The 19,355-nt window shown below is 63.6% G+C and carries 17 protein-coding genes and 1 pseudogene; 10 read left to right on the top strand and 8 right to left on the bottom strand.

The genetic code is table 11. The features are described 5' to 3' along the window. Positions 1-45: 45 nt before the first annotated feature. The 5 genes from MSPGM_RS16875 to MSPGM_RS16855 all read right to left on the bottom strand — a co-directional run bounded on the left by MSPGM_RS16875 (position 46) and on the right by MSPGM_RS16855 (position 5,539). Positions 46-747, bottom strand: coding sequence for a cyclase family protein (locus MSPGM_RS16875; protein WP_004446585.1), 702 nt, complete (start codon positions 745-747; stop codon positions 46-48). An 81-nt stretch (positions 748-828) separates the two neighbouring features. Then, on the bottom strand, positions 829-1,566 hold the full coding sequence (locus MSPGM_RS16870; RefSeq protein ID WP_004446587.1) for an ABC transporter ATP-binding protein: 738 nt from the start codon (positions 1,564-1,566) through the stop codon (positions 829-831). Continuing rightward, a complete protein-coding gene (locus tag MSPGM_RS16865) occupies positions 1,566-3,347 on the bottom strand; it encodes an ABC transporter permease subunit (RefSeq protein WP_209688438.1) in 1,782 nt (593 codons plus the stop codon). The genes MSPGM_RS16870 and MSPGM_RS16865 overlap by 1 nt, the downstream gene beginning before the upstream one ends. Further along, entirely contained in the window at positions 3,344-4,219 is an 876-nt protein-coding gene (locus MSPGM_RS16860) for a branched-chain amino acid ABC transporter permease (RefSeq protein ID WP_004446590.1), read from the bottom strand. The genes MSPGM_RS16865 and MSPGM_RS16860 overlap by 4 nt, the downstream gene beginning before the upstream one ends. 126 nt (positions 4,220-4,345) lie before the next feature. After that, entirely contained in the window at positions 4,346-5,539 is a 1,194-nt protein-coding gene (locus MSPGM_RS16855) for an ABC transporter substrate-binding protein (protein WP_004446591.1), read from the bottom strand. Between the two features lie 302 nt (positions 5,540-5,841). Here MSPGM_RS16855 and MSPGM_RS16850 point away from each other — a divergent pair, with 302 nt between their 5' ends. Further along, positions 5,842-6,804 carry a LysR family transcriptional regulator gene (locus tag MSPGM_RS16850; RefSeq protein ID WP_004446592.1) on the top strand — a complete coding sequence of 321 codons (963 nt, stop codon included), beginning with the start codon at positions 5,842-5,844 and terminating at the stop codon, positions 6,802-6,804. 622 nt (positions 6,805-7,426) lie between these two features. After that, entirely contained in the window at positions 7,427-7,807 is a 381-nt protein-coding gene (locus MSPGM_RS16840; RefSeq protein ID WP_012254625.1) for a response regulator, read from the top strand. A gap of 80 nt (positions 7,808-7,887) precedes the next feature. Here the strand turns inward: MSPGM_RS16840 and MSPGM_RS16835 are convergent, their stop codons facing one another. Beyond that, positions 7,888-9,885 carry a PAS domain S-box protein gene (locus tag MSPGM_RS16835; protein WP_315974084.1) on the bottom strand — a complete coding sequence of 666 codons (1,998 nt, stop codon included), beginning with the start codon at positions 9,883-9,885 and terminating at the stop codon, positions 7,888-7,890. 368 nt (positions 9,886-10,253) lie between these two features. Between MSPGM_RS16835 and MSPGM_RS16830 the strand changes: the two genes are divergently transcribed. The 3 genes from MSPGM_RS16830 (at position 10,254) to MSPGM_RS16820 (ending at position 11,171) form a co-directional block, all read left to right on the top strand. Further along, entirely contained in the window at positions 10,254-10,556 is a 303-nt protein-coding gene (locus tag MSPGM_RS16830; RefSeq protein ID WP_004446601.1) for a hypothetical protein, read from the top strand. Between the two features lie 85 nt (positions 10,557-10,641). After that, positions 10,642-10,929, top strand: a complete 288-nt coding sequence (locus MSPGM_RS16825) for a hypothetical protein (RefSeq protein WP_261925717.1) — start codon at positions 10,642-10,644, stop codon at positions 10,927-10,929. 38 nt (positions 10,930-10,967) lie between these two features. Further along, entirely contained in the window at positions 10,968-11,171 is a 204-nt protein-coding gene (locus tag MSPGM_RS16820; protein WP_004446607.1) for a hypothetical protein, read from the top strand. 827 nt (positions 11,172-11,998) lie between these two features. On the opposite strand, the gene MSPGM_RS16815 is transcribed toward MSPGM_RS16820, so the two are convergent. After that, positions 11,999-12,484, bottom strand: a complete 486-nt coding sequence (locus MSPGM_RS16815) for a GreA/GreB family elongation factor (RefSeq protein WP_080577050.1) — start codon at positions 12,482-12,484, stop codon at positions 11,999-12,001. Positions 12,485-13,378: 894 nt separating this feature from the next. On the opposite strand from MSPGM_RS16815, the gene rnk reads away from it, so the two are divergent. Together rnk and MSPGM_RS16805 are read left to right on the top strand one after the other, a co-directional pair. Beyond that, a complete protein-coding gene (gene rnk, locus MSPGM_RS16810; protein ID WP_004446610.1) occupies positions 13,379-13,792 on the top strand; it encodes a nucleoside diphosphate kinase regulator in 414 nt (137 codons plus the stop codon). A gap of 135 nt (positions 13,793-13,927) precedes the next feature. Further along, positions 13,928-14,394: pseudogene (locus MSPGM_RS16805) on the top strand (transposase); the annotation flags it as partial. 40 nt (positions 14,395-14,434) lie between these two features. Here MSPGM_RS16805 and MSPGM_RS16800 read toward each other — a convergent pair. After that, on the bottom strand, positions 14,435-15,502 hold the full coding sequence (locus MSPGM_RS16800) for a hypothetical protein (protein ID WP_004446612.1): 1,068 nt from the start codon (positions 15,500-15,502) through the stop codon (positions 14,435-14,437). Between the two features lie 392 nt (positions 15,503-15,894). On the opposite strand from MSPGM_RS16800, the gene MSPGM_RS16795 reads away from it, so the two are divergent. The 3 genes from MSPGM_RS16795 to MSPGM_RS16785 all read left to right on the top strand — a co-directional run bounded on the left by MSPGM_RS16795 (position 15,895) and on the right by MSPGM_RS16785 (position 19,344). Further along, positions 15,895-17,898 (top strand): putative bifunctional diguanylate cyclase/phosphodiesterase, encoded by a 2,004-nt coding sequence (locus MSPGM_RS16795; protein ID WP_004446613.1) that lies wholly within the window; start codon positions 15,895-15,897, stop codon positions 17,896-17,898. Between the two features lie 411 nt (positions 17,899-18,309). Further along, complete coding sequence (locus tag MSPGM_RS16790; RefSeq protein WP_244426792.1) at positions 18,310-18,483, top strand: hypothetical protein; 174 nt, start codon at positions 18,310-18,312, stop codon at positions 18,481-18,483. A gap of 537 nt (positions 18,484-19,020) precedes the next feature. Beyond that, complete coding sequence (locus MSPGM_RS16785) at positions 19,021-19,344, top strand: gamma-butyrobetaine hydroxylase-like domain-containing protein (protein ID WP_012753303.1); 324 nt, start codon at positions 19,021-19,023, stop codon at positions 19,342-19,344. The last annotated feature ends 11 nt before the right edge of the window (positions 19,345-19,355 follow it).

The following is a 19,355-nucleotide window of genomic DNA, read 5'->3' as shown; positions in this document are numbered from 1 at the left end:
TCTCTGCAACGGAGGCGCGGCGCCCGAGGGGGCGCCGCAATGGCGTCAGTCGTTGACGAGGGCGAATGCGCGGACCGGCGAGCCGGAACCGCCCTTGAACTTCAGCGGCACACCGAAGAACTGCACCTCGCCCTTGCCCAGAAGCTCTTCCAGGTTCACCAGCCATTCCCAATGGCTGATACCAAGTTCACGGCAGAGGCGATGCTGAGCGAAGATGTTGTCGCTCGGCTTATCGGTGGAGGGCCCCTCGACACCGTGCATCTTCGAGCCGCGCTCATGCAGCCACTGGGTGGCCTCCACGGTCAGCAGCGGGTTCTTCCACACCGAGTCGAGGCTTGGATAGTTACGCGCGTGGAAGCCGGTGCAGAGCAGGACGATGTGGCCGTCGACTTTGACGCCGCTCTTGGCTTGCGCCTCCTCCATGTCGGCGACCGTGATGTCGCCTAGGTCGGGGATGTGCCGCAGGTCGAAGCAGACCGCCTTGCCCATGAACAGCTCCAGCGGCATCTCGTCGATGGGCTGGCCGTTCGGATCGACATGCCGGAAGGCGTCCACATGGGTGCCGACGTGGTCGAGCATCGCGATGAAGTTCGTCTGGAAGGTCATCGCGTCGCCCGGCACGCCGAGATTGAGGGCGGCCGAGCTCTCGTGACTGAGATGCGTGGTGATCACCGGCCGCTGGAAGAGTTTGTGGGCCGGCATGTTGTCCTCGATCAGGAGGCTCAAGTCGACGACGCGCTGGGGCATGGCGGGTCCTTTTCGGGCGTGACGGATCGTTCACGGCACCGTCCGGTGCCGTGCCGTTTCGGGTTCGGCGGGATGCCGCTCTCAGGCGGCTTTCTTCTTGCCGAGAAAGGTCTCCATGACCTCCGGGTCGCGGGCGATGAGCCCGCTCGGGCCGTCCCGCACCGTGCGCCCCTGCGCCACCACGTAGGCGTGGTCGGCGATGGCGAGCGCGTAGGATGCGAGCTGCTCGACGAGAAGAATGGTGAGGCCTTGGCCGTTGAGGTCGCGCAAGACGCCAATGAGTTGCTCGACGACGCGGGGCGCGAGGCCGAGCGAGAGTTCGTCGATCACGAGGAGGTCGGGTTCGGCCATCAGACCGCGGGCGATGGCGAGCATCTGCTGCTCGCCGCCCGACATGCTGCCGGCAGGCTGGCGCAGCCGCTCGCGCAAGCGCGGGAAGAGCGCGAGCGCCCGCTCCAGCGTCCGTTTCGCCTGTGCGGTCTTGAGGCCGCCATGGGTGTAGGCACCCAGTATCAGATTGTCCTCGACGGTTTGGTCGGGGAAGATCAGGCGTCCCTCGGGCACCATCGCGAGACCGCGGGCGACCTTGGCATGGGCGGGCAGCCGGGTGACCTCCTCGCCCTTGAACAGAACGCGGCCGCCGCTCGGTCGTACGAGGCCGGTGATCCCGCGCATCAGCGAGGTCTTGCCGGCACCGTTATTGCCGATCACGGCGACCAGCTGGCCGCGCTGCACGGTCAGGTTCGCACCGCGGAGCGCGGTTGCCGCGCCGTAGCGGACTTCGAGGTTCTCGACCGAGAGGAGTGGCGTATCGGTCATCAGGCGGCCTCCTCGTTGAGGATGGCGGACGGGCCGCCGAAATAGGCCTCGATCACCCGCGAATCGGCTTGCACCGTCTCCGGACGGTCGCTCGCGATGACCTGGCCGTAATCGAGCACCGTCACGGTGTCGGCAACCGCCATGATCAGGTCGACGTGATGCTCGATGAGCAGCACCGAGACACCGAGTCCCGCGATCTTCCGGATCATGGCCTCCAGTTCGTCGATCTCCTGCGTGGTGAGCCCGGCGGCGGGCTCGTCGAGAAGCAGCAGACGGGGACGCGTGGCGAGGGCCCGGGCAATCTCCAGCCGGCGCTGATGGCCGAAGGGCAGGAAGCGGGCCTGCTCGTTGGCCGCCTCACTGAGCCCAACGAAATCAAGCAGGCCGATTGCGGCGGCTCGGCAGTCGGCCTCCTCGCGGCGGAAGCGGGGCGTGCGCAGGATCGCTCCCGGCAAGCCGTAGCCGTGATGGGCGAAGCCACCCACCATGACATTCTCCAGAACCGTCATCTGTCCGAACAGCTCGGTGTTCTGGAAAGTGCGGGCGAGACCGAGCCGCGCAATGCCGTGAACCTTGATGCCGGCGAGATCGGTCCCGTCGAGTTGCACGCCACCTTCACTCGGGCGGTAGAAGCCCGAGATCGTGTTCACGAAGGTCGACTTGCCGGCTCCGTTCGGGCCGATCAGAGCGTGGATCTCGCCCGGGGCGACCCGAACGCTCGCAGCGCTCAGCGCCGTGAGCCCGCCGAAGCGAACGGTGAGGCTGTGGGTCTCCAGGCCGGCAGGCTTGCGGCCCGCCAGAAGCTCGGCGGCGGGCATGCCTTGGCTCGGGTCGACCCCACGCGGGCCTGGGCGCAGACGGGCGTAGAGTTGGCCCAGTGTGCCCAGGATGCCGCCGGGCAGGCCGAACATCACCGCCAGCAGCAGGGCGCCGTAGGCGAATTTCTGCCACTCGGCGAAGCGCTGCAGCACCTCCGGCAGATAGGTCAGGATGAAGGCGCCGACGACCGGTCCGAAGGTCGAGGCGGCTCCTCCCAGGATCACCATCAGCAGGAATCGGACGGAATCCGAGAAGGTGAAAATGTCGGGCGAGATGTAGGCGTTGAGGAAGGCGTAGAAGCTGCCCGCGATCCCCGCTGTCATGGCTGCGACCGCGAAGGCGAGCGTGCGGATCCCCGTCGCGCCGATGCCGAGGCTGCGTGCGGCCGTCTCGCTCTGGGCGACAGCCAGCATCGCGCGTCCGTAGCCCGAGTGCTTCAGGTTGTGCGTCGCCAGCGTCGCGAGAAAGAGGGTGATGGCGAGCACGGCGTAGAAGGCGTAGCCCGAGAGCGGATATCCGAAGAGGTTCGGGCCGGGGATGCCGCTGAGCCCCGTCGTGCCGCCGGTGAGGCTCTGCCACTCGATGGCAACGTTCTCGACAATGAGGCCGAAGGCGATCGTCACCACCGCGAGATAGACGCCCCGCACCCGCACGCTCGGATAGGCGAGCGCCGCGCCGAAAAGCCCGGCCACCACCGCCGCGCCGATGCTTGCGAGGACGAGGTCGAGGTTGAACCGGATCGCCAGGATCGCGCCGGTATAGGCGCCGAGCGCGAACAGTCCGGCTTGGCCGAGAGAGACGAGGCCGGTGAGCCCGACGAGGACATTCAGGCCGACCGCGATCACGCCGTAGATCAGGAACAGCATGAACAAGCGCAGTTCGTACTCGTTGCCGGAGGTGAGCGGCACGACAACGAGGATGGCCGCGAGCAGCGCGAAGCCGAGAGTGTAGAGGGCCTTCATACCTTGAAGATCTCCCGGCGGCCGAACAGACCCTGAGGGAAGGCGACGAGGACGAGGATCATCGCGCTGAAGCCGACGATCTCCCGCGCCGCGGTCGAAACGTAGCCCTCGACGAACTTCTCCATGACCCCGAAGGCGAGGCCGGCCAGGACGACGCCGGGGCCACTGGTGATTCCGCCGATGATGGCGACCGCGAAGCCCTTGAGCCCGAGGAGGACGCCCATGCTGGCGGAAGCCTGGATCACGGGGGCGACGAGCACGCCTGCCCCTGCGCCGAACAGGGCCGCGAGGCCGAAGGAGAACATCACGATCCGGTCGACGTTGATGCCCATCAGGGCAGCCGCTTGGCGGTTATGGGCGACCGCCTGCATCGCTCTCCCGACGAGCGTGTGCCGTTGCATCGCGTAGAGGCCTGCCATTGCCAGCAGTGCGACGGCCGGGATGACGAGTTCCTGCGGATAGACGCCCGCTCCGAGAATCGAGATCGCTCCTGCAACGCCAGGCGAGGGTAAGGGGCGCGAGAAGCCGCCGAACTGCATCGTGGCAAGGGATTCGGCCATGATGCCGACCGCGATCGTGGTCAGCATCCAGCCGATCGAGGCGTTGGAGCCGATGAAAGGCCGCACCGCGAAACGCTCCAGCACAACGCCGAACAAGGCCCCGGCCAGGATGGCGAGGAGGCAAGCGAGCGGCAGCGGCAAGCCGGCATCAATGCCCATCACGGCAAGGACTGCGCCGATCATCAGCGTGTCGCCGTGGGCGAAGTTCACGGCCTTGGCGGCCGACCACATGATGTGGAAGCCGAGTGCGACGAGGGCGTAGATGCCCCCGATCGCGAGGCCTGAGAGCGTATATTGCAGGGCGGTCGTCATGGCTGCCGCGAGAGTTCCCTGTGTGAAGCGGACAGGCGTTCAGTGGAGTTGGGGCGACCCGGCGATCGGGATCCGAACGAGCCGCCCCGGCCCCACCGTTCGAAGAGGGAGGGGACGCGTCTGCCGTCAGTTCGTTCTGCCGTAGGGGGTCTGCGCAATCGGCAGGAGCTTGCCGTCGGACCAGACCGTCAGCTTGTATTCGCTCGGCAGAATTGCGTCCTGGCGTTCCGGGTCAGAGGAATCGAAGGCCGGATCGTATTTCGCGACCAAGCCCTCGTATCTGACTTGATAAAGCGCCTCGCGGACCTTCTTCCAATCGTAGGCACCGGCCTTCTCGATGGCCTGGGCCACGATATGAACGGCGTCGTAGGTGTTGGCGATGCCGGAGCCCATCTTGATCTGCGATGGATCCTTCAGGCCGTACTTCGTCTGGATCTTCTGCCAGAGCGCTTGGCCTTTATGGTCGAGGTCGCCCATGAAGCTGTAGGTCTGCACGACCTGGACGCCATTGGCGAGCGGGCCGGCAAGTTCGCCGAGATTGCCGGCGATGCCCCAGGCGCCGATGATGGTGGGCTTGTAGCCGACCTTGTCCATCGAGCGGACGAGCTGGTTGCCCTCGCGGTCGAGAGCCCAGAACAGGGCAACGTCGGCACCCGAATCCCGCGCGCGGATCGCCTGCGCGGTCATGTCCTGATCGTTCCAGTTGAAGGTCTCCGTGGCGACCAGTTCCTTTCCGGCCTTTGCGATCGCCGCCTTCACATCCGGCACGGCACCGTTGCCCCACCCTGTATTCTCATAGAAGAGTGCGATCTTTCCGGTCTTCGAGACCTTCGCGGCCTGCTCGACGAGGAAGCGGGCGACCCATTTGTCCTTGGCCGATACCCGGAACATGTAGTTCGGATTACGGCCGTTCTCGATGGCCTGTGTGTTGGCCGCGAGCACGCCGACGAACGGGATGCCGATGGCATGGACCGGCTCAACCTGAGCCACCGAAACGGTGGAGTGGTAACCGCCGAGGATGACGACACACTTATCGGCCAGCGCGACGCGCCGGGTGTTGTCGACGCCGCGCGGCGGCGTTCCGGCGTCGTCATACTGGACGAAGCGCAGAGGCTTGCCGAGGACACCGCCCTTGGCATTGATCTCCTCAAGGGCGATCTCGGCGCCCATTCTGATGGCCTGGCCGGTGAAGGCCGCCGGGCCGGTGATGGCGGCAGAGTTGCCGATGCAGGGCTCCTGCTGGGCAAGCGCCGAGCCAGGAATCGTGAAAGCCAGTGGCGCGACCAGAAATAGTCGGCGAAAATACTTTGGCGCAACCATGCGTTGGGCTCCGATTCCCTGATGATGCTCGGGTTCAGCCACTATGTTCAAGCGATGACCGTCAGGCTACGCAACCAATACAACAGGCATCAAAGACCAATTTCCGATGTGAGCTATTGGGATTACCTATGAGCTTCGTTCATAGGCGGGACTTGGCGAAGCAATCGCTGGCTAACACGCTGTTTTTGCAGAAAAAAATCATATCTGGTGCACATAGTTTGCGCAGATTGCTCGGCCTTAGAGCAGTTTGACATAGGCGTGGAGTTCCGCGCCTTTTCACAAAAGCCCCGGGTAGGATTGCCATGGATCTCCGACAGCTTCGGTACTTCACGCAAATCGCGGAGAGCGGGAACGTCTCTCGGGCCGCTGAGGTGCTGCGGATCGCCCAGCCCTCGCTCAGCCAACAGATGCGCAACCTTGAGGACGAACTCGGTGTCGAACTGCTGTTCCGGCACGCCCGCGGGGTTACGCCCACGGAGCTCGGGCTGAAGTTCTACGAACACGCGCGGCGTATTCTGCAGGAGGTCGAGCGGGCCAAGGAGGTCATGCGCTCCCAGGCAACGAGCCCGAGCGGACGGATTTCGGTCGGATTGCCGACTTCAGCCTGCCGTGGTCTTTCTCTGCCACTCCACCGGGCCATGGCGGAGGCGCTTCCCAACATCAGTCTCCATATCGTCGAGGCGATGAGCGGTACGTTGGACGAGTGGATCCAGTCCGGACGCTTGGACGTCGCGCTGCTCTACGACCACAAAGCGTTCGAACACGTGGCTTGGACCGAGATGATGGTCGAGGACCTGATGTTCATCGTCCCCACTTCTCATCCGCTGGCCGCGCGGCGCGAGATCAGGTTCGGCCAGGTCTTTCAGCAGGCGCTTCCAGTCGTGCTTCCCGGTCGCCCGAACGTGCTGCGCACCGTGATCGAGCAACTTGCGGCACGCCACGACATCACACCGACAGCAACGGATTGCGAGAGCCTGCCGGCGATCGCGGAGCTCGTGCGCGCTCAGGCCTTCGCGGCCATCATGCCGCATTTCGCCTTGGCTGCGGAGATCGAGCGCGGCGAGATGGTCGCCATTCCCATCGTCGATCCGACACCATCCTGGCGACTCTCCGTTGTGGTGTCTCAGCGAACGCTGAATACCCGTGGCAGCGAGGCTGTTGCCGAAGTACTGGCGGGCGTGATCGGAGATCTCGTCCAGCGCTCCGTCTGGCGCGCTCGCCTCAAGCCGACGGAGCGCCCGGCCCCTGTGCGCGCTCGTGCCTGAAATGCGGCCCAACCCTCTTCAGTGCGAGCTAAGGCGCACCTGTGCAGTGCTGTATGCCTCGGCCAACAGCTGCGCTCCGCAACGAGGCCGACGGGTGCGGCGAAATTCAGGGTTCTTTGTCGAGCCACAATCATCCCAATGTCTGCTGCACGACATTGAGCAGCCCTTCGTCATCAGGCGCACGCATGACCGCTTCGGTTGCGCAGCGGGACCTGGACAATCACGCGACGAATGTCTGGGTCGAGAGCCGACCGTCGGTCGGGCTGTCCACCCTAAGGACGCCGCACGGCTGACCCTCGCCCTGAATCAGTAGGTTGATGGCCCGCCCGATCCCGTGCTCGCGGAGGACGTCCGGCGTGCGGATGCGGCTTTCGCCCTCAAGATGGTTGGAGATGACCGGCTCGCCGGTCTGGAACGCGGACCCGGTCGGGCTCTCCCTATCCGCCCCGGTCCGGGCCTGCCCGACGACGCCGGGTTTCCAGCCGACCCCCGGCCCGCACAATGAACTGTCCCTCGTCGTGGAGGTGTACGATGCAGACAACGTCGCGTGACGCTGGTGGCATGCGCTGCTCCGTCGCGAACCTGCGTGCAACTCGGTAAGCCGACCGACGTTCTCCCCCTCATGTCCCGCTCCCACGCTGTTTCCCCGTCTCTGGTCCTACTTGTCGAGGACGAAAACCTCGTACGGTTGATGGCGAGCGACATGCTGGAGGACGCCGGGTTCACCGTCATCGAAGCAGCGTGTGCTGACGAGGCCTGGGAGATCCTGGAGAGCCGTAGCGACATCGGCGTGCTGTTCACCGATATCGAGATGCCGGGATCGATGAACGGCTTTGCGCTTGCTGCTCGGGTTGCTGAGCGTTGGCCGCACATCCGCTTGGTGATCACCTCGGGGCGGTGTCGCCCGGCGTCGCGCGATGTGCCGGACCACGGCATGTTCGTGCCCAAGCCCTATCTGGCAGAGCAGCTGCTCAGCGCCTTTGACCGAGCCAAGCCGGTTTAGCGGTTCCCGCTGATCGTTCAGAGCAGCGCCACATAACGCTCCTCCCCGCCCTCTCACTCACGCAGACTTCGGCGCCAGCGTCAGCTTCGCTTGGGCCGGAACGGCACAATCTCCGCCTCTGGCCGGAGGCTCGTCACAAGTGCGCGTGCGAGATCGACTTGTTCGAACGGCTTGCCGAGGCGCACGATGCCCGTGAGCCGATCCTCCGGCAACTCAGCATAGCCACTTGCCAGGATCACCGGCAGATCCGCGCGTTCGGCCTTGAGAGCGTCAATCAGCTGCACGCCGGTCATGCCTGGCATCATCTGATCCGTGATCACCAGATCAATGCTCTCGGCGCGTCGTAGAACGCGGAGCGCTTGCTCACCCGAGGTTGCCTCGAGCACCTCATGACCAAGGTCTTCCAACATGGCTCCGGTGTTCATCAGCACCAGCGGGTCGTCATCCACCACCAGCACCGTGAGGGCATGCAGGGACGGTAACTCCGGCGCCGGCGCATGGTCTTCTTTGCGAAGGAGATCGCCCTCGGCGGCAGGCAGCCAGAGTTCCGCGGTGGTACCGCTGCCCAGGTTGCTCTTGAGCACCAGACGGCCGCCAGACTGTTCGGCGAAGCCGTGGATCATGGAGAGGCCCAGCCCCGTGCCCTTACCGACGCCCTTGGTGGTGAAGAAGGGTTCTGTTGCCTTCGCCAGTGTCTCCGCGTCCATCCCTGTGCCCGTGTCCGTCACAGACAGGCAAACGTAGTGTCCTGGCGCCAAGCCTGCGATCTCGTCCGCGCCGACTCGCTCCTCCCGGGCGGCAATCGTGATCGTCCCACTTTCCGGCATCGCGTCGCGCGCGTTCACAGTCAGATTGAGCAACGCCAGCTCAAGCTGACTTGCGTCTGCAAAGGCCAGCGGCAGTTGCAGCGGGAACTGCGTGTTGACCAGGATGGTGGAACTGATCGAGCGCTGCAGCAGTTCGGCCATGCCGCGCACGAGGTCCGGCACGTTGATGGGGCCAGTCTCCAGCTCCTGCCGGCGCGCGAAGGCAAGCATGCGCTTGGTCAGTGCCGCTCCCCGTTCGGCAGCCTGGATCGAGTTCTCGATCAGCTGCCGCAGCTTCGGGTCGTTCGGCAGCCTCTTGCGAGCGAGGCTCAGGTTGCCGAGCACGACCGCCAGTAGATTGTTGAAGTCGTGCGCCACGCCGCCGGTGAGCTGGCCAATTGCCTCCATCTTCTGGGACTGGATGAAGCGTGCGCGGGTCGCTTCCAGCTCCTGCTGAACGTTGCGCCGCTCGGTGATGTCCCGGGTGATCTTGGCGAACCCGACCAGTTCACCGTGATCGCCGCGGATTGCGTCGATTACGACGTGCGCCCAGAACCGTGTGCCGTCCTTGCGCAACCGCCATCCCTCCGCCTCGAAGCGCCCCTCGTCCGCTGCCGTCCGCAGGGCACGAGTTGGCAGATCGGTCGCCCGGTCCTCATCGGTGTAGAACCGGGAGAAGTGCTCCCCGATGATCTCCGCGTCGGTGTAGCCCTTGAAGCGTTGCGCGCCGCGGTTCCAGCTCGACACCTTGCCCTGCGGGTCGAGCATGTAGATCGCGTAGTCCTGAACACCCTGTACGAGCAGGCGGAAGCGCTGTTCGCTCTGCTGCAAAGCCTCCTGGGTCGCCTTCCGCTCGCTCAGGTCACGCGTGATTTTGGCGTAGCCGACAAGCTGGCCGTCCTCGCTTCGGATCGGATCGATCAGCACGTGCGCCCACATCAGGGAACCGTCCTTGCGAACGCGCCACCCCTCCTGCTCGAAGCGGCCTTCGGTGGCGGCAATATGCAGAGCACGGGTCGGCAGATCCGTCGCGCGATCCTCAGCGGTGTAGAACCGGGAGAAATGCTCTCCGATGATCTCGTCGGTTGTATAACCTTTGAAGCGTTGGGCGCCAGGGTTCCAGCTCGCAATATACCCGCGTTGGTCGAGCATATAGATTGCGTAATCGACGATCGCTTCGACCAGCAGACGGTAGCGGTCGTCTCGATCTGCGGCCGCTTCGATGGCCTTGGTTGCCCTTACGTCTTGGTGGTGCAGGGCGCCGAGGCGCATTTGTTCATCTGACATGCGGCTGAACCTACCACGCATCATCGATGGTGTCGGCTCCTTTACCCCTCGCTGCTAGGCATAGGCCGAATGCTATCACTGCGAGCCACACGACCGTTCTCCGCGTACTCCAGTCGAGTGCCAGGTGCGGGCGACGCCGTGCAGCGCTGCCGGGATCAGCGCCAGCGTGTCGTTCGTAGCCTCCGGTGCCCAACATCACCGTCGCCGCATTCCCCGCCATTGCAGCTACGCTCGGCAAATCACGATGGGATCACTGGGGCCGGTGGGAACTCCCACCGTGCTGGCGGAGTCGCTGAGAACAAGTCGGGCTGAAACGGCGGTTCGCACAAGCCCGTACGGCAGGGAGGCGAGAGATGGAGCAGGATACCCCACCGCTTGATCAGACGGCTCGGACGATCGCTGAAAGTGTCTACTCCGCCTACATGCGCCACGCATCGGGCGAGTTGCACCCTCAAACGGAGCAGACACTCCTCACTCGTCTCGTGGAGGCAATTCGACCCGAAGTCCCGGGCGGCACACCGCGCGACATCATCGATGCAGCCAATGAGGCACTCGATGCGTGGGAGCTGCAGAGCGGCGGAGTTCGCGGTCCACGCGTCAGCGTTCTCGATCGTGCCGACGGCTCGGTGGGAATGGACACGGGCGGCACCTCATAAGGGCACGCGCCATCAGCGAACACCGAAGGCCAGGAACTCGCCGACATGGAAGGCGTCAGCGCACAGACCGAGAAGATTGGCGACCTTGGCTGCGGAGCGCATCCTAGAGACGCAAATCACCGACCACCGGCTACCTCGGGACCTCTTCACAGCTCTTGTGAGCGCTGCTCAGATCCTCGAAGAGCACAGCGCACCTTTGCCGCCGCTGGTCGAGCAGGTGCTATATGAGGCCGGCAAGCGCTTCAGCGAAGCGGATGCTGCCGGTGAAGCAACAGACCTAGAGCCCGAAGGCGACGGCGTTGTCGCCACCCTGACGCGTTTCTTCAATGGCTTCCGACGCAGCGAGCGCGGCGTGCGTCCTGGGGAGCGGTGACGATCGCAACCTGCAACCGCAAAAGGAACGAAGTCGATATGTCCGCGACCGAGCTGGACGATCTCAACGCCGCGCGTCTGGCGCTCGTGCGGCAGCGAAACGCAATTGCCAAGCGTATGGGTGCGATCGCGTTGGCGCCGGTCTCGATGGCCGAAGACCTCACGCGCATCCTGCTGGCGATCGAAGCCGTCGATCGTGCGCTGGTCGATGCGGGGCAGCCTTACATGTCGGCCGACGTTTGATCGGTTGCGTTGCCGCCGGCGCCATCTTCAGCGAGTAGAATAATGGTGGGCTCGGTGTGAGATTGCGCAAGACCGGAGCAGCATAATGAAAACGCTTCAGGCCCGCCTCACAGCGCTCGCGGTGATCTTAGGTGGCGCTTCGGCAGCGCCTTTGACTTTGGCTCGGGCTCAAACGGCCTCCTCGCCCGCAATTCAACAATTGGGCTGAGTTCCGCGCCGCGCTGGCATCCTGCTGGACGGTGCCGGCAGACACGGAAGGTTCGCAGATCGCCTTCCGTTTCGGCCTGAACAAGACAGGGGGGATGCGGGGCCCACCGCTCGTCACGTCACGTCAGCTCAAGGGCGATCAGGAGGCGCGGAAACGGTCCGAGGATGCCGCCTTAGAGGCGCTGTCTCGGTGCTTTCCCATGAGGATCGCCCCCGCATTCGGAGCCATCCTCGGCGAGAGCCCCATCAGGCTGAGACTCGTCAACACCCCACCGACGGCAGCGTACCAGATCAACAACAACATCACGATCTTCGCGCCACGATGAAGCTGGTTCGGAGACCGGCACCGATCGTCTGTAGCGACGCCGCCGCCGGCGTCATCTCCATGGAGGAGCGTTGATCTGAGACATGGCCGAGCATGACCGGTGGATCCGGGTGCGAGCAGGCTCAGGTACTGAGGCACTGCTGGTCGCCGCCATGGAAACTCCCATGCAAAATTACTGAGCCTCCGGCCAGGCCGGTCATGCGGCCATGCGCGGGCCGGCGGCTCTCAGCCATCACTCAAGGTCTTGTGGGGCTGAAATTTTTGCAAAGCTCCAGCCGCGATTATGCGGTCAGACTCAGAGCTGATCGGCTGCCGGCACGGGCTGCGAAGACCGGCGGAGAAGACGATCGAATGGCCTGGGCGGCACGGCGTCATCCGTGGACCGGGGCGGCTCGACATCTGCGATTTCGACGACATGCTCGCGTCCCGTAGCGTTGTCGCGAAACGGCATGCGGTCTCCTCTCCTGAGACCGAGCATCGCAACCCCGAGCGGGCTTGCGGCAGAGATTTCCTCTTCCGAGCCGACCGCGCTGCTTGGATGCGCAAGACGACGCGCATGGACCGTCGGCTCATCGTCAAGCCGATAGCTCACTCGACAAGTGACGGCCACGACCCCTCCCAGCGGCGGGGGAGCAGCGAAAGTCACCGCACGGTCGAGTTCCGAGAGAAGAAAGTCGGCATCAGGATCGCCGCGCTGATACGCTGCAAGACCAAAAGCGACGAGACGATCGAAGTCGTAGGTTGGAAGCATAATCGGAGGACGTTTCCGAACAGCGCCCATTCTAACACCTCACAGCATGACCGCTCCGCACGGCCAAGCCGCGCAGAGTGGCTGACGGCGCAGCCCGTTCGGGACCTGCGCGTCGAAAAGGACGAAGTGCTGGAGATCATCCCTGGAGCAGGCCGCGCCTTGTCAGGCCAGCCAGGCGCCAGGGCTTAAGAGCCTGCTTGCAGGCTGCCCGCACGCCCTAGAAGGCGAATGCTTTGAAGACGGTTCAGCATAATCTAACGGAGCATAGGCTAAGCCATGGGGCTGTCAAGCAGGCCAAGAAAGACGGTTTTGCGGTGCTGGGTGCCATCGATTGCCTTTTCCCAACGAATTGACAAGTGCATCAACTTCACTGATGCTCTGAAGATCATGTGCCGGTCCGTCACTCTCAACCGTGCCCTGTTTCGGGCAGGTAGCCTGATCGCAGGCGAGTAGCCCCAGGCCGGCGGCGCATCAGCGTACGCAGAGCTTGGGGATTGCGCGAGGGTTTTGCCGAGACGCTGTCGGCTGCCGCGGCAAGAGCGCATGACAACCACCACACCAAATCCTTCGTCCGGCATGTGAAGCGAACGCGTCAGTCGCGTCGACGAACATGCGCGGATCTGATGGCCGGATAGGCAGCTCTCACGCAGTATCGGGGCGGGATCTATGGATGCCCCTGAGCGCGATCCGGAACCTCATCCTACGGGCGACGCAGGTGAGACGGCGAGGAAACGAGAACAGCCCATCTCCGTGCCCGACGTGGCACCGCCTTCACGCACCGTGCTTCCGTTTTCGCGCAGAAATTATCCGTATTCGCCGAGCTCAGCAAAAAGCGAAAATGATCTCCTGCTTCCTCCAGAAGTCGAGGACGATCCAGGCCCTAGTGCAGCGTAGTACGACAACGCCCAAATAGGATCGAAGAAGTTGACAAAAGTTTCCCTCGCTGCGGCGAAGCCGCGCATCAAGATGACGGCCGACGACCACGAACGTTTGTCGCGACTGGCGGCAAGCGCCATGGATCGCGCGCCGGAGGTCGCCGCATTTCTTTCGGACGAACTCGACCGGGTTCAGATCGTCCGGGGCGGGGCCGCTCAACGCGATTTCGCACGCATGGGCAGCCGGGTGGACTTCCGCGACAATTCGACGGGTCGGACGCAATCCGTGACGCTGGTCTACCCTGGGGAGGCCGACATCGAGCAGGGCAAGATTTCTATCCTGACCCCGATCGGCGCAGCCCTGATCGGCTTGAGCGAGGGTCAGTCCATCGATTGGGCCACTCGGACGGGCGAGACCCGACGCCTGACCGTGCTCGAGGTCCGCGAGGCCGCCTTCGCCTGAAACGGCGTACGGATCGGATTTATCGACGAACGATCATCCTGTGCGAGAGGCTGTCATGGACCTGTCGGCTGGGAGGCTGAGATGATCGGGCATGAGCCTGATTCGAAGAGCCTATCCCTCCGATGTGTCCGATGACCTCACGAGCTGCCGCCGTGGGCGGCGGTCTACCAGCCGGCGCAACGCTGGCTGTCGTCCGGTTTCTTCGATCCACGGGCCGAGGACCTGCGCGCCGTGCTACGCTTGTGGCCGGGCGCAAGGCCGAGCCGTCAGCGGTCATCCTCGACAGCCGGACGCTGCGGGCGACGCCCGAGAGCGGCGAGCGGGACGGCTACGATGGGGCCGGGCGCAAGCAGGGCTGCTCGCAACTGCACATGGCGGTGGACACGCTCGGTCATTTCCTGGCCCTGCACGTCACCCCGGCCAACGCCGATGACCGTGCCCAGGTCGAGCATCTGGCCAAGGCCGTGCAGGCGGCCACCGACGACAGCGTCGAGATCGCCTTCGTCGGTCAGGGCTGCACCGGCGGGAAGCCGGGCACAGCCGCGCGAGTGGAAGGGGAATCAATACCAGAGATTTTCCCCTCCACCGCTGTGCACAGAGGCCTTGAGGCCTCGGCTAGATAATATCAGGCCGGGTTCGCTACTAGACGCGTTCAATCTCGAGATAGCCGATCACGCCCATCGCGTCCTCTATGTAGGTCGTCTGCCGGACCTCGGCTGGCTCGAGGTCCTGCGCGAAGCTCTCGATTTCCTCGCGGGAGCGGTACAACAGGTACCAGTCCATGAAGACTTCCATATAAGCCTCCTCTGGGACGCCCCAGAGGAAGTTCGGAATGAGGAGCCGTCCGCCTTCGTTGAGGTGCTCGAAGAGAATGCGTGTCAGGCGCGCCGCGACCCTTGCATCGAGATAGTCGTAGAGCCCCGCAGCATAGATGAGGTCAAAGCGGCCCAGGTCCGTCTTTTCCGAGAGAATGTTTCGGACGGTGACCTGTCGCGTCTCGATCGCATCCGAGATCGAGCTGCGGTATCCATCGACAACCGCAAGGCTGGAAGCGTCTTGATCGGTTGCGAGGAGACGCCCAACCCGTCCGTCCGTCAGGGCGATGCTGAGTTCCGCCTCGCGCAGATGGCCGCTGGCGACCGACAAGATCGAGGGTCGATCCCGGCGTGCCGCGGCCTCGTCGATCTTCCCGGCCAAGATGGACCGGCGGTGGCGCACCGCTTCGCATGCCGTCACACCCACGGTGAACGTCATGACCGTGCGCCCGGCCTCCGTCGCGGCTTCCTGTGACGGCCGCGCGGTTGGGTGGCGATAGACGAAGTCGAGAAGCCCGGCATCTCCGGGGTATCCACGGGGCTTCGTGAAGGAGTGGCGCGTGAAGGGGCACTCGTGAACGAGGCTGGCCAGCGCATGCGCGCGGGCCGCCGGCAGCACGGCTTCCCGCCATGTCCGCTCACTGAAGGTCTCCTTCAGCACCCTGAGCAGATCGATGACCGCGTCCGTCAGCCCCGTGTAATTTCCCGGAACCGCAAGTCCGAGGAGGCTGGTCAAGGCGCGGCTGACGTCATCCGCCACCACCGGATAGAGCGCCGCCGGCAGCTCCGTCGGGATCCGCCCGCCGTCGATTCGTGATCGTTCAAACGCCCTGAGCGAAGCGAAATCGCGCAAGCGATCAGGGTCACGAGATAAAGAAAGTTGCCCACTCGACATGCTCGACCGCCCTTAGCCCCGACGCCGGAGCGCATCCGGGTCTTATGGTTAAGGTTAATGAATGGTTAAGCTTTGTCCAGAGGCTTGTCGCGCTTGTTCAAGGGCTTCGTATATCCGTGCCTTTAGGCAGAGCGTCGGCATCTCGACGCGCTTTTTCGTTCTTCTGTGAGCGTTTTTCGCTCTGATCCGGCGGCGTGCGGCCTGCTCACCGCTGCCGGGGCCTGTGCCGTGCGTGCCGCACCGGCCGATCAGGGCGTGGGACAGCCAAAGATCCCGAATGATGACGCATCAAGGATTTGATACCCAGGCAGTGCGATCCACAGCGATGGAGGCCGCATTAAGGGTTTTGGGACACCGCGTTGGTATCGATGCTGGATGAGGCTCGGTCCACGATGAACAGCGATACGCTCGATTTACTCGATCAGGAGCTCGGCAAGCGTTGGTTTCAACGCCGTTCGCCGATTCTGAATGCCGCTTTCAGGGCGCAATACGCACAGGCGATGCGCGAAGAGATGGGTCGCGCGTGTCAGTTGGTGGGCCTGCTCTACGTCGCGTTCGGCGTGATGGATGCGCTCCTCATCCGCGACATGCTCCCTTACCTCATCGCGCTGCGTCTCGTGCTCGGCGTGGGCTATGTCACTTCGATCATGCTGCAGGTCCGTCGCGGCGTCGATACGCAGGCCCTCGAGCTTCAGTGCTCACTCGGCATCTATGTCGGCTTCGCAGCCTGGCTCTATCTTGCGACCCAGAGTTCCGATGAAACAGCGATCCTCTACTATGCCGGATACGGCTTGATCTTCATGCTGGTCGCAAATCTGTTTTTCAACCTCAGTTTCAGGTTCGCCCTGCTCTCGTCAGGCTTGATCACCGCGACATTTCTGTTCTGGGCCCTCCGTTCGAATGGGAATTCATCCTACATCATCTGCTTTAGTTCCTTATATATACTGAGTTTTCTGCTCACGGCGTTCCTCAATCTCAAGTACAATCGAGAGCGGTACCGCGTGCATTTGAACGCGTGCCGGGCCGAGTTGCAGCAGCGTGAGGTCGTCCAACGCGGCGAGGAGCTGTTCCGGCTGTCCACGACCGACGTCCTGACGGGCTTGGCCAACCGCCGTGCGATCGACAGCGTCCTGCAGGAACTCTGGCTCGCCAATATCAACTCGGGTCAGGCGTTCGGCGTGATCCTGATCGATGTCGATTTCTTCAAGCTCTACAACGACCGCTACGGGCATCAACGGGGCGATAGCTGCCTCGCCGCTTTGGGGGAGGCGATGCGCGGCGCTGCCGAAAAGAGGCGGTATGCCATCGGGCGCTTCGGAGGCGAGGAGTTCGCGGCGCTCTTTCAAGCCGATTCAGCCGAACAGGTTCTCGAATTCGCTGAGGAGGTTCGTCAAGCCGTCGAGGCGTTGCAGATCCCCCATGCAGCACGGCGTGATCCGCTCTCCCATGTCACGGTGAGCATCGGAGCGGCGTTCTCCGCGGATGTCGCGGAGGATAAGCCGGAGCGTGCGATTTCCGCAGCTGACGACGCTCTCTACGTCGCGAAGGAAGAAGGCCGCAACCGCGCGCGAATCTTCAACGCGAGGATGCGCCATAGCACCGAGAGCGATGATCTGAATGCGGAGATGCTCCGAGCGGCTGTCACGGACGGGCGCATATCCGCGGTCTTTCAGCCCATCGTCGATGTCTCAAGCGGACGCGTCTGGGCCGCGGAGACGCTTATGCGGCTCAAGGACACCCAAGGCCGTGCGATTTCCCCGGAAACGTTCATCCCTGTCGCCGAGCGCACGGGTGCCATTCTTGAGATGGGCGCATGGATCCTGCGCCAGGCTTGCGACCTTCTCGCGAGCGAGCCCGAACTACCCATCGTCAGCGTGAACATCTCCGCACGACAAATTTCCGAACCGAACTTCATCAGTTCCGTCGAAGCCATCGTCCGAGCCGCCGGCATCGCTCCGTCACGCCTTGCTCTGGAGATCACCGAGAGCGGGGAGATCAGTGGCAACCCAGAAGTCGCTCAGTTGATGGATCGGCTCAACACGATCGGGATCCGCGTTTGGCTGGATGATTTCGGGACGGGTTTTGCGGGCCTTACCTGCCTGAGTGAACTGCGTTTTGATATGGTCAAGATCGACCGTTTCTTCGTGCAGAGCTGTGATACCCCGCGTGGGGCAAAGCTACTTAAAAACATCATCGACTTGGTCAACAATTGCGCTCAGCGGCCGATCGTCGAAGGCGTTGAAGAGGCGTGGCAGATCGACCTTGTGTCGTCCTTCGGCGCGGATCTCTTCCAAGGCTATCACCTCGGCAGGCCAATGCCCCGCAGCGAACTGAAGCTGATGCTTTCTGAGTATTCGTCTTCAAGTAAGATTCTAGAAATGCAGCACGGCAGTTAAGTGTGTTGCCTTCCAACTGACGTGTTTGATTTGTGATCGCATCGCACTTCAGCCTAGGCATCCGTGGATCCGCGCTCATCACGAAAAATGGAGCCTCGGAAATTCTCAGCGGCCTCAGGCCTGGGTCCGTCCAACAGTAAGATCCTCGCCGGTGCGGCACCCGCTTTCGAGGTGCCGCCCGGCTCGTAGGCGATAGCAAGGGGCGCAACGCTGAATGCCGATCCGGCGACCGGCTGACCTCAAAGTGCCCAGGCAATCCTAGGTATTGATGCGAAGAGGATTGTCACCCGCCCAGAGCCGGATGGGGCGGCCTGCAAGAAGCTCACGGAACTTTGCGTCGCGTGTGCCGCCGCACGAGTGTATTGTGCAATCTGCGACACCATAGAGCTGCCTGATCAGGGAGTGATGATCATGCGTGCTATCTACGTGTTCCTACTTGCGCTTTCCCTCGCCACTGGGGCGTTCTGGGCAACGATGCTCATCAGCCCACCGAAGACAAGAGCGGCACCGACTGCCTTAGCCGATACGTGGGTGGTCAAGAAGGATCAGCCGCCGATCGCGGACGACTACGATCCAGAGTTCTGAATTGGGCTAAAAGGCCTGCTACGGCCTATGCCGATACGTGGGGCGGCGGTCGCATCATGTAAGATTGCGGAAGGGTCACCCCGCGAGCCGCGCTGATCGGCACCTCAGCCGTTGAGCTGTCTCCCCATCTCCTGGTTCGTTATTGACACGGCCCCTGATGGTCAGAGACCGCGCCCAACTCAATGGGTGCGACCCATCTCGCTGCACATCGCTTCCGTGACCGCCGCTCTTATCGTCACAGCGCTCGGATTAGATCTTCGCACGCGCGCCGCTCACATGCCGGGGCAGATGCCCTCGGTGCGATTGATGCCGGCTTTCACCTTAACCGCTGCCGGCTGAAGGGCAGCGCGTGGAAACGGCGAAGCTACCCTCAGGGGCAAGCGCCATCCCATGTGGCGCGCAACCGCGCCCCGATCCTGAACTCGGCCGCCGCGAACGGGAGGCAATTAGTTTCTTCAATCGTCCTCGCTGTGACGGTCTAACCGCGGAGGTCGGGCCCGCCTGTTCGGTGCCTGGGCAGCGTCGAGGAGGACGAAGATGGCGGCGACCCCGCGCGAGATCAGGCTGACGGAAGAGCGCCGGCGCCTCGACGTGATCTGGGAGGATGGCACGGCCTCCCGCCTCACGGCCGCGACGCTTCGTGCCCACAGCCGCAGCGCCGAGACCGTGCGTGCCGGGATCGACGGGCTCCCCCCCGCGCTGCCGCACGACATCGCGATCACCGACGTCGTGCCGGTCGGCGCCTACGCCGTGAACCTCGTCTTCTCCGACGGGCACGACCGCGGGATCTTCCCCTGGTCCTACCTGCGCGCGCTCGGCGACGACATGAGCCCGTGCGCGGCCGACCGCGCGGCAGCGTGAGGAAGACGGCG

The organism is Methylorubrum sp. GM97 (genome assembly GCF_024347855.1).
GTDB classification, from domain to species: domain Bacteria; phylum Pseudomonadota; class Alphaproteobacteria; order Rhizobiales; family Beijerinckiaceae; genus Methylobacterium; species Methylobacterium extorquens.
Note: the sequence above shows the minus strand (reverse complement) of the source record. Positions and strands in the feature narration are given on the sequence as shown.

Bases quoted from the DNA above. Each gene is read 5' to 3' on its own strand.
- MSPGM_RS16875 (WP_004446585.1), bottom strand. From the start codon at position 747: ATGCCCCAGCGCGTCGTCGACTTGAGCCTCCTGATCGAGGACAACATG.
- MSPGM_RS16870 (WP_004446587.1), bottom strand. From the start codon at position 1,566: ATGACCGATACGCCACTCCTCTCGGTCGAGAACCTCGAAGTCCGCTAC.
- MSPGM_RS16865 (WP_209688438.1), bottom strand. From the start codon at position 3,347: ATGAAGGCCCTCTACACTCTCGGCTTCGCGCTGCTCGCGGCCATCCTC.
- MSPGM_RS16860 (WP_004446590.1), bottom strand. From the start codon at position 4,219: ATGACGACCGCCCTGCAATATACGCTCTCAGGCCTCGCGATCGGGGGC.
- MSPGM_RS16855 (WP_004446591.1), bottom strand. From the start codon at position 5,539: ATGGTTGCGCCAAAGTATTTTCGCCGACTATTTCTGGTCGCGCCACTG.
- MSPGM_RS16850 (WP_004446592.1), top strand. From the start codon at position 5,842: ATGGATCTCCGACAGCTTCGGTACTTCACGCAAATCGCGGAGAGCGGG.
- MSPGM_RS16840 (WP_012254625.1), top strand. From the start codon at position 7,427: ATGTCCCGCTCCCACGCTGTTTCCCCGTCTCTGGTCCTACTTGTCGAG.
- MSPGM_RS16835 (WP_315974084.1), bottom strand. From the start codon at position 9,885: ATGCGCCTCGGCGCCCTGCACCACCAAGACGTAAGGGCAACCAAGGCC.
- MSPGM_RS16830 (WP_004446601.1), top strand. From the start codon at position 10,254: ATGGAGCAGGATACCCCACCGCTTGATCAGACGGCTCGGACGATCGCT.
- MSPGM_RS16820 (WP_004446607.1), top strand. From the start codon at position 10,968: ATGTCCGCGACCGAGCTGGACGATCTCAACGCCGCGCGTCTGGCGCTC.
- MSPGM_RS16815 (WP_080577050.1), bottom strand. From the start codon at position 12,484: ATGGGCGCTGTTCGGAAACGTCCTCCGATTATGCTTCCAACCTACGAC.
- MSPGM_RS16800 (WP_004446612.1), bottom strand. From the start codon at position 15,502: ATGTCGAGTGGGCAACTTTCTTTATCTCGTGACCCTGATCGCTTGCGC.
- MSPGM_RS16795 (WP_004446613.1), top strand. From the start codon at position 15,895: ATGAACAGCGATACGCTCGATTTACTCGATCAGGAGCTCGGCAAGCGT.
- MSPGM_RS16790 (WP_244426792.1), top strand. From the start codon at position 18,310: ATGCGTGCTATCTACGTGTTCCTACTTGCGCTTTCCCTCGCCACTGGG.
- MSPGM_RS16785 (WP_012753303.1), top strand. From the start codon at position 19,021: ATGGCGGCGACCCCGCGCGAGATCAGGCTGACGGAAGAGCGCCGGCGC.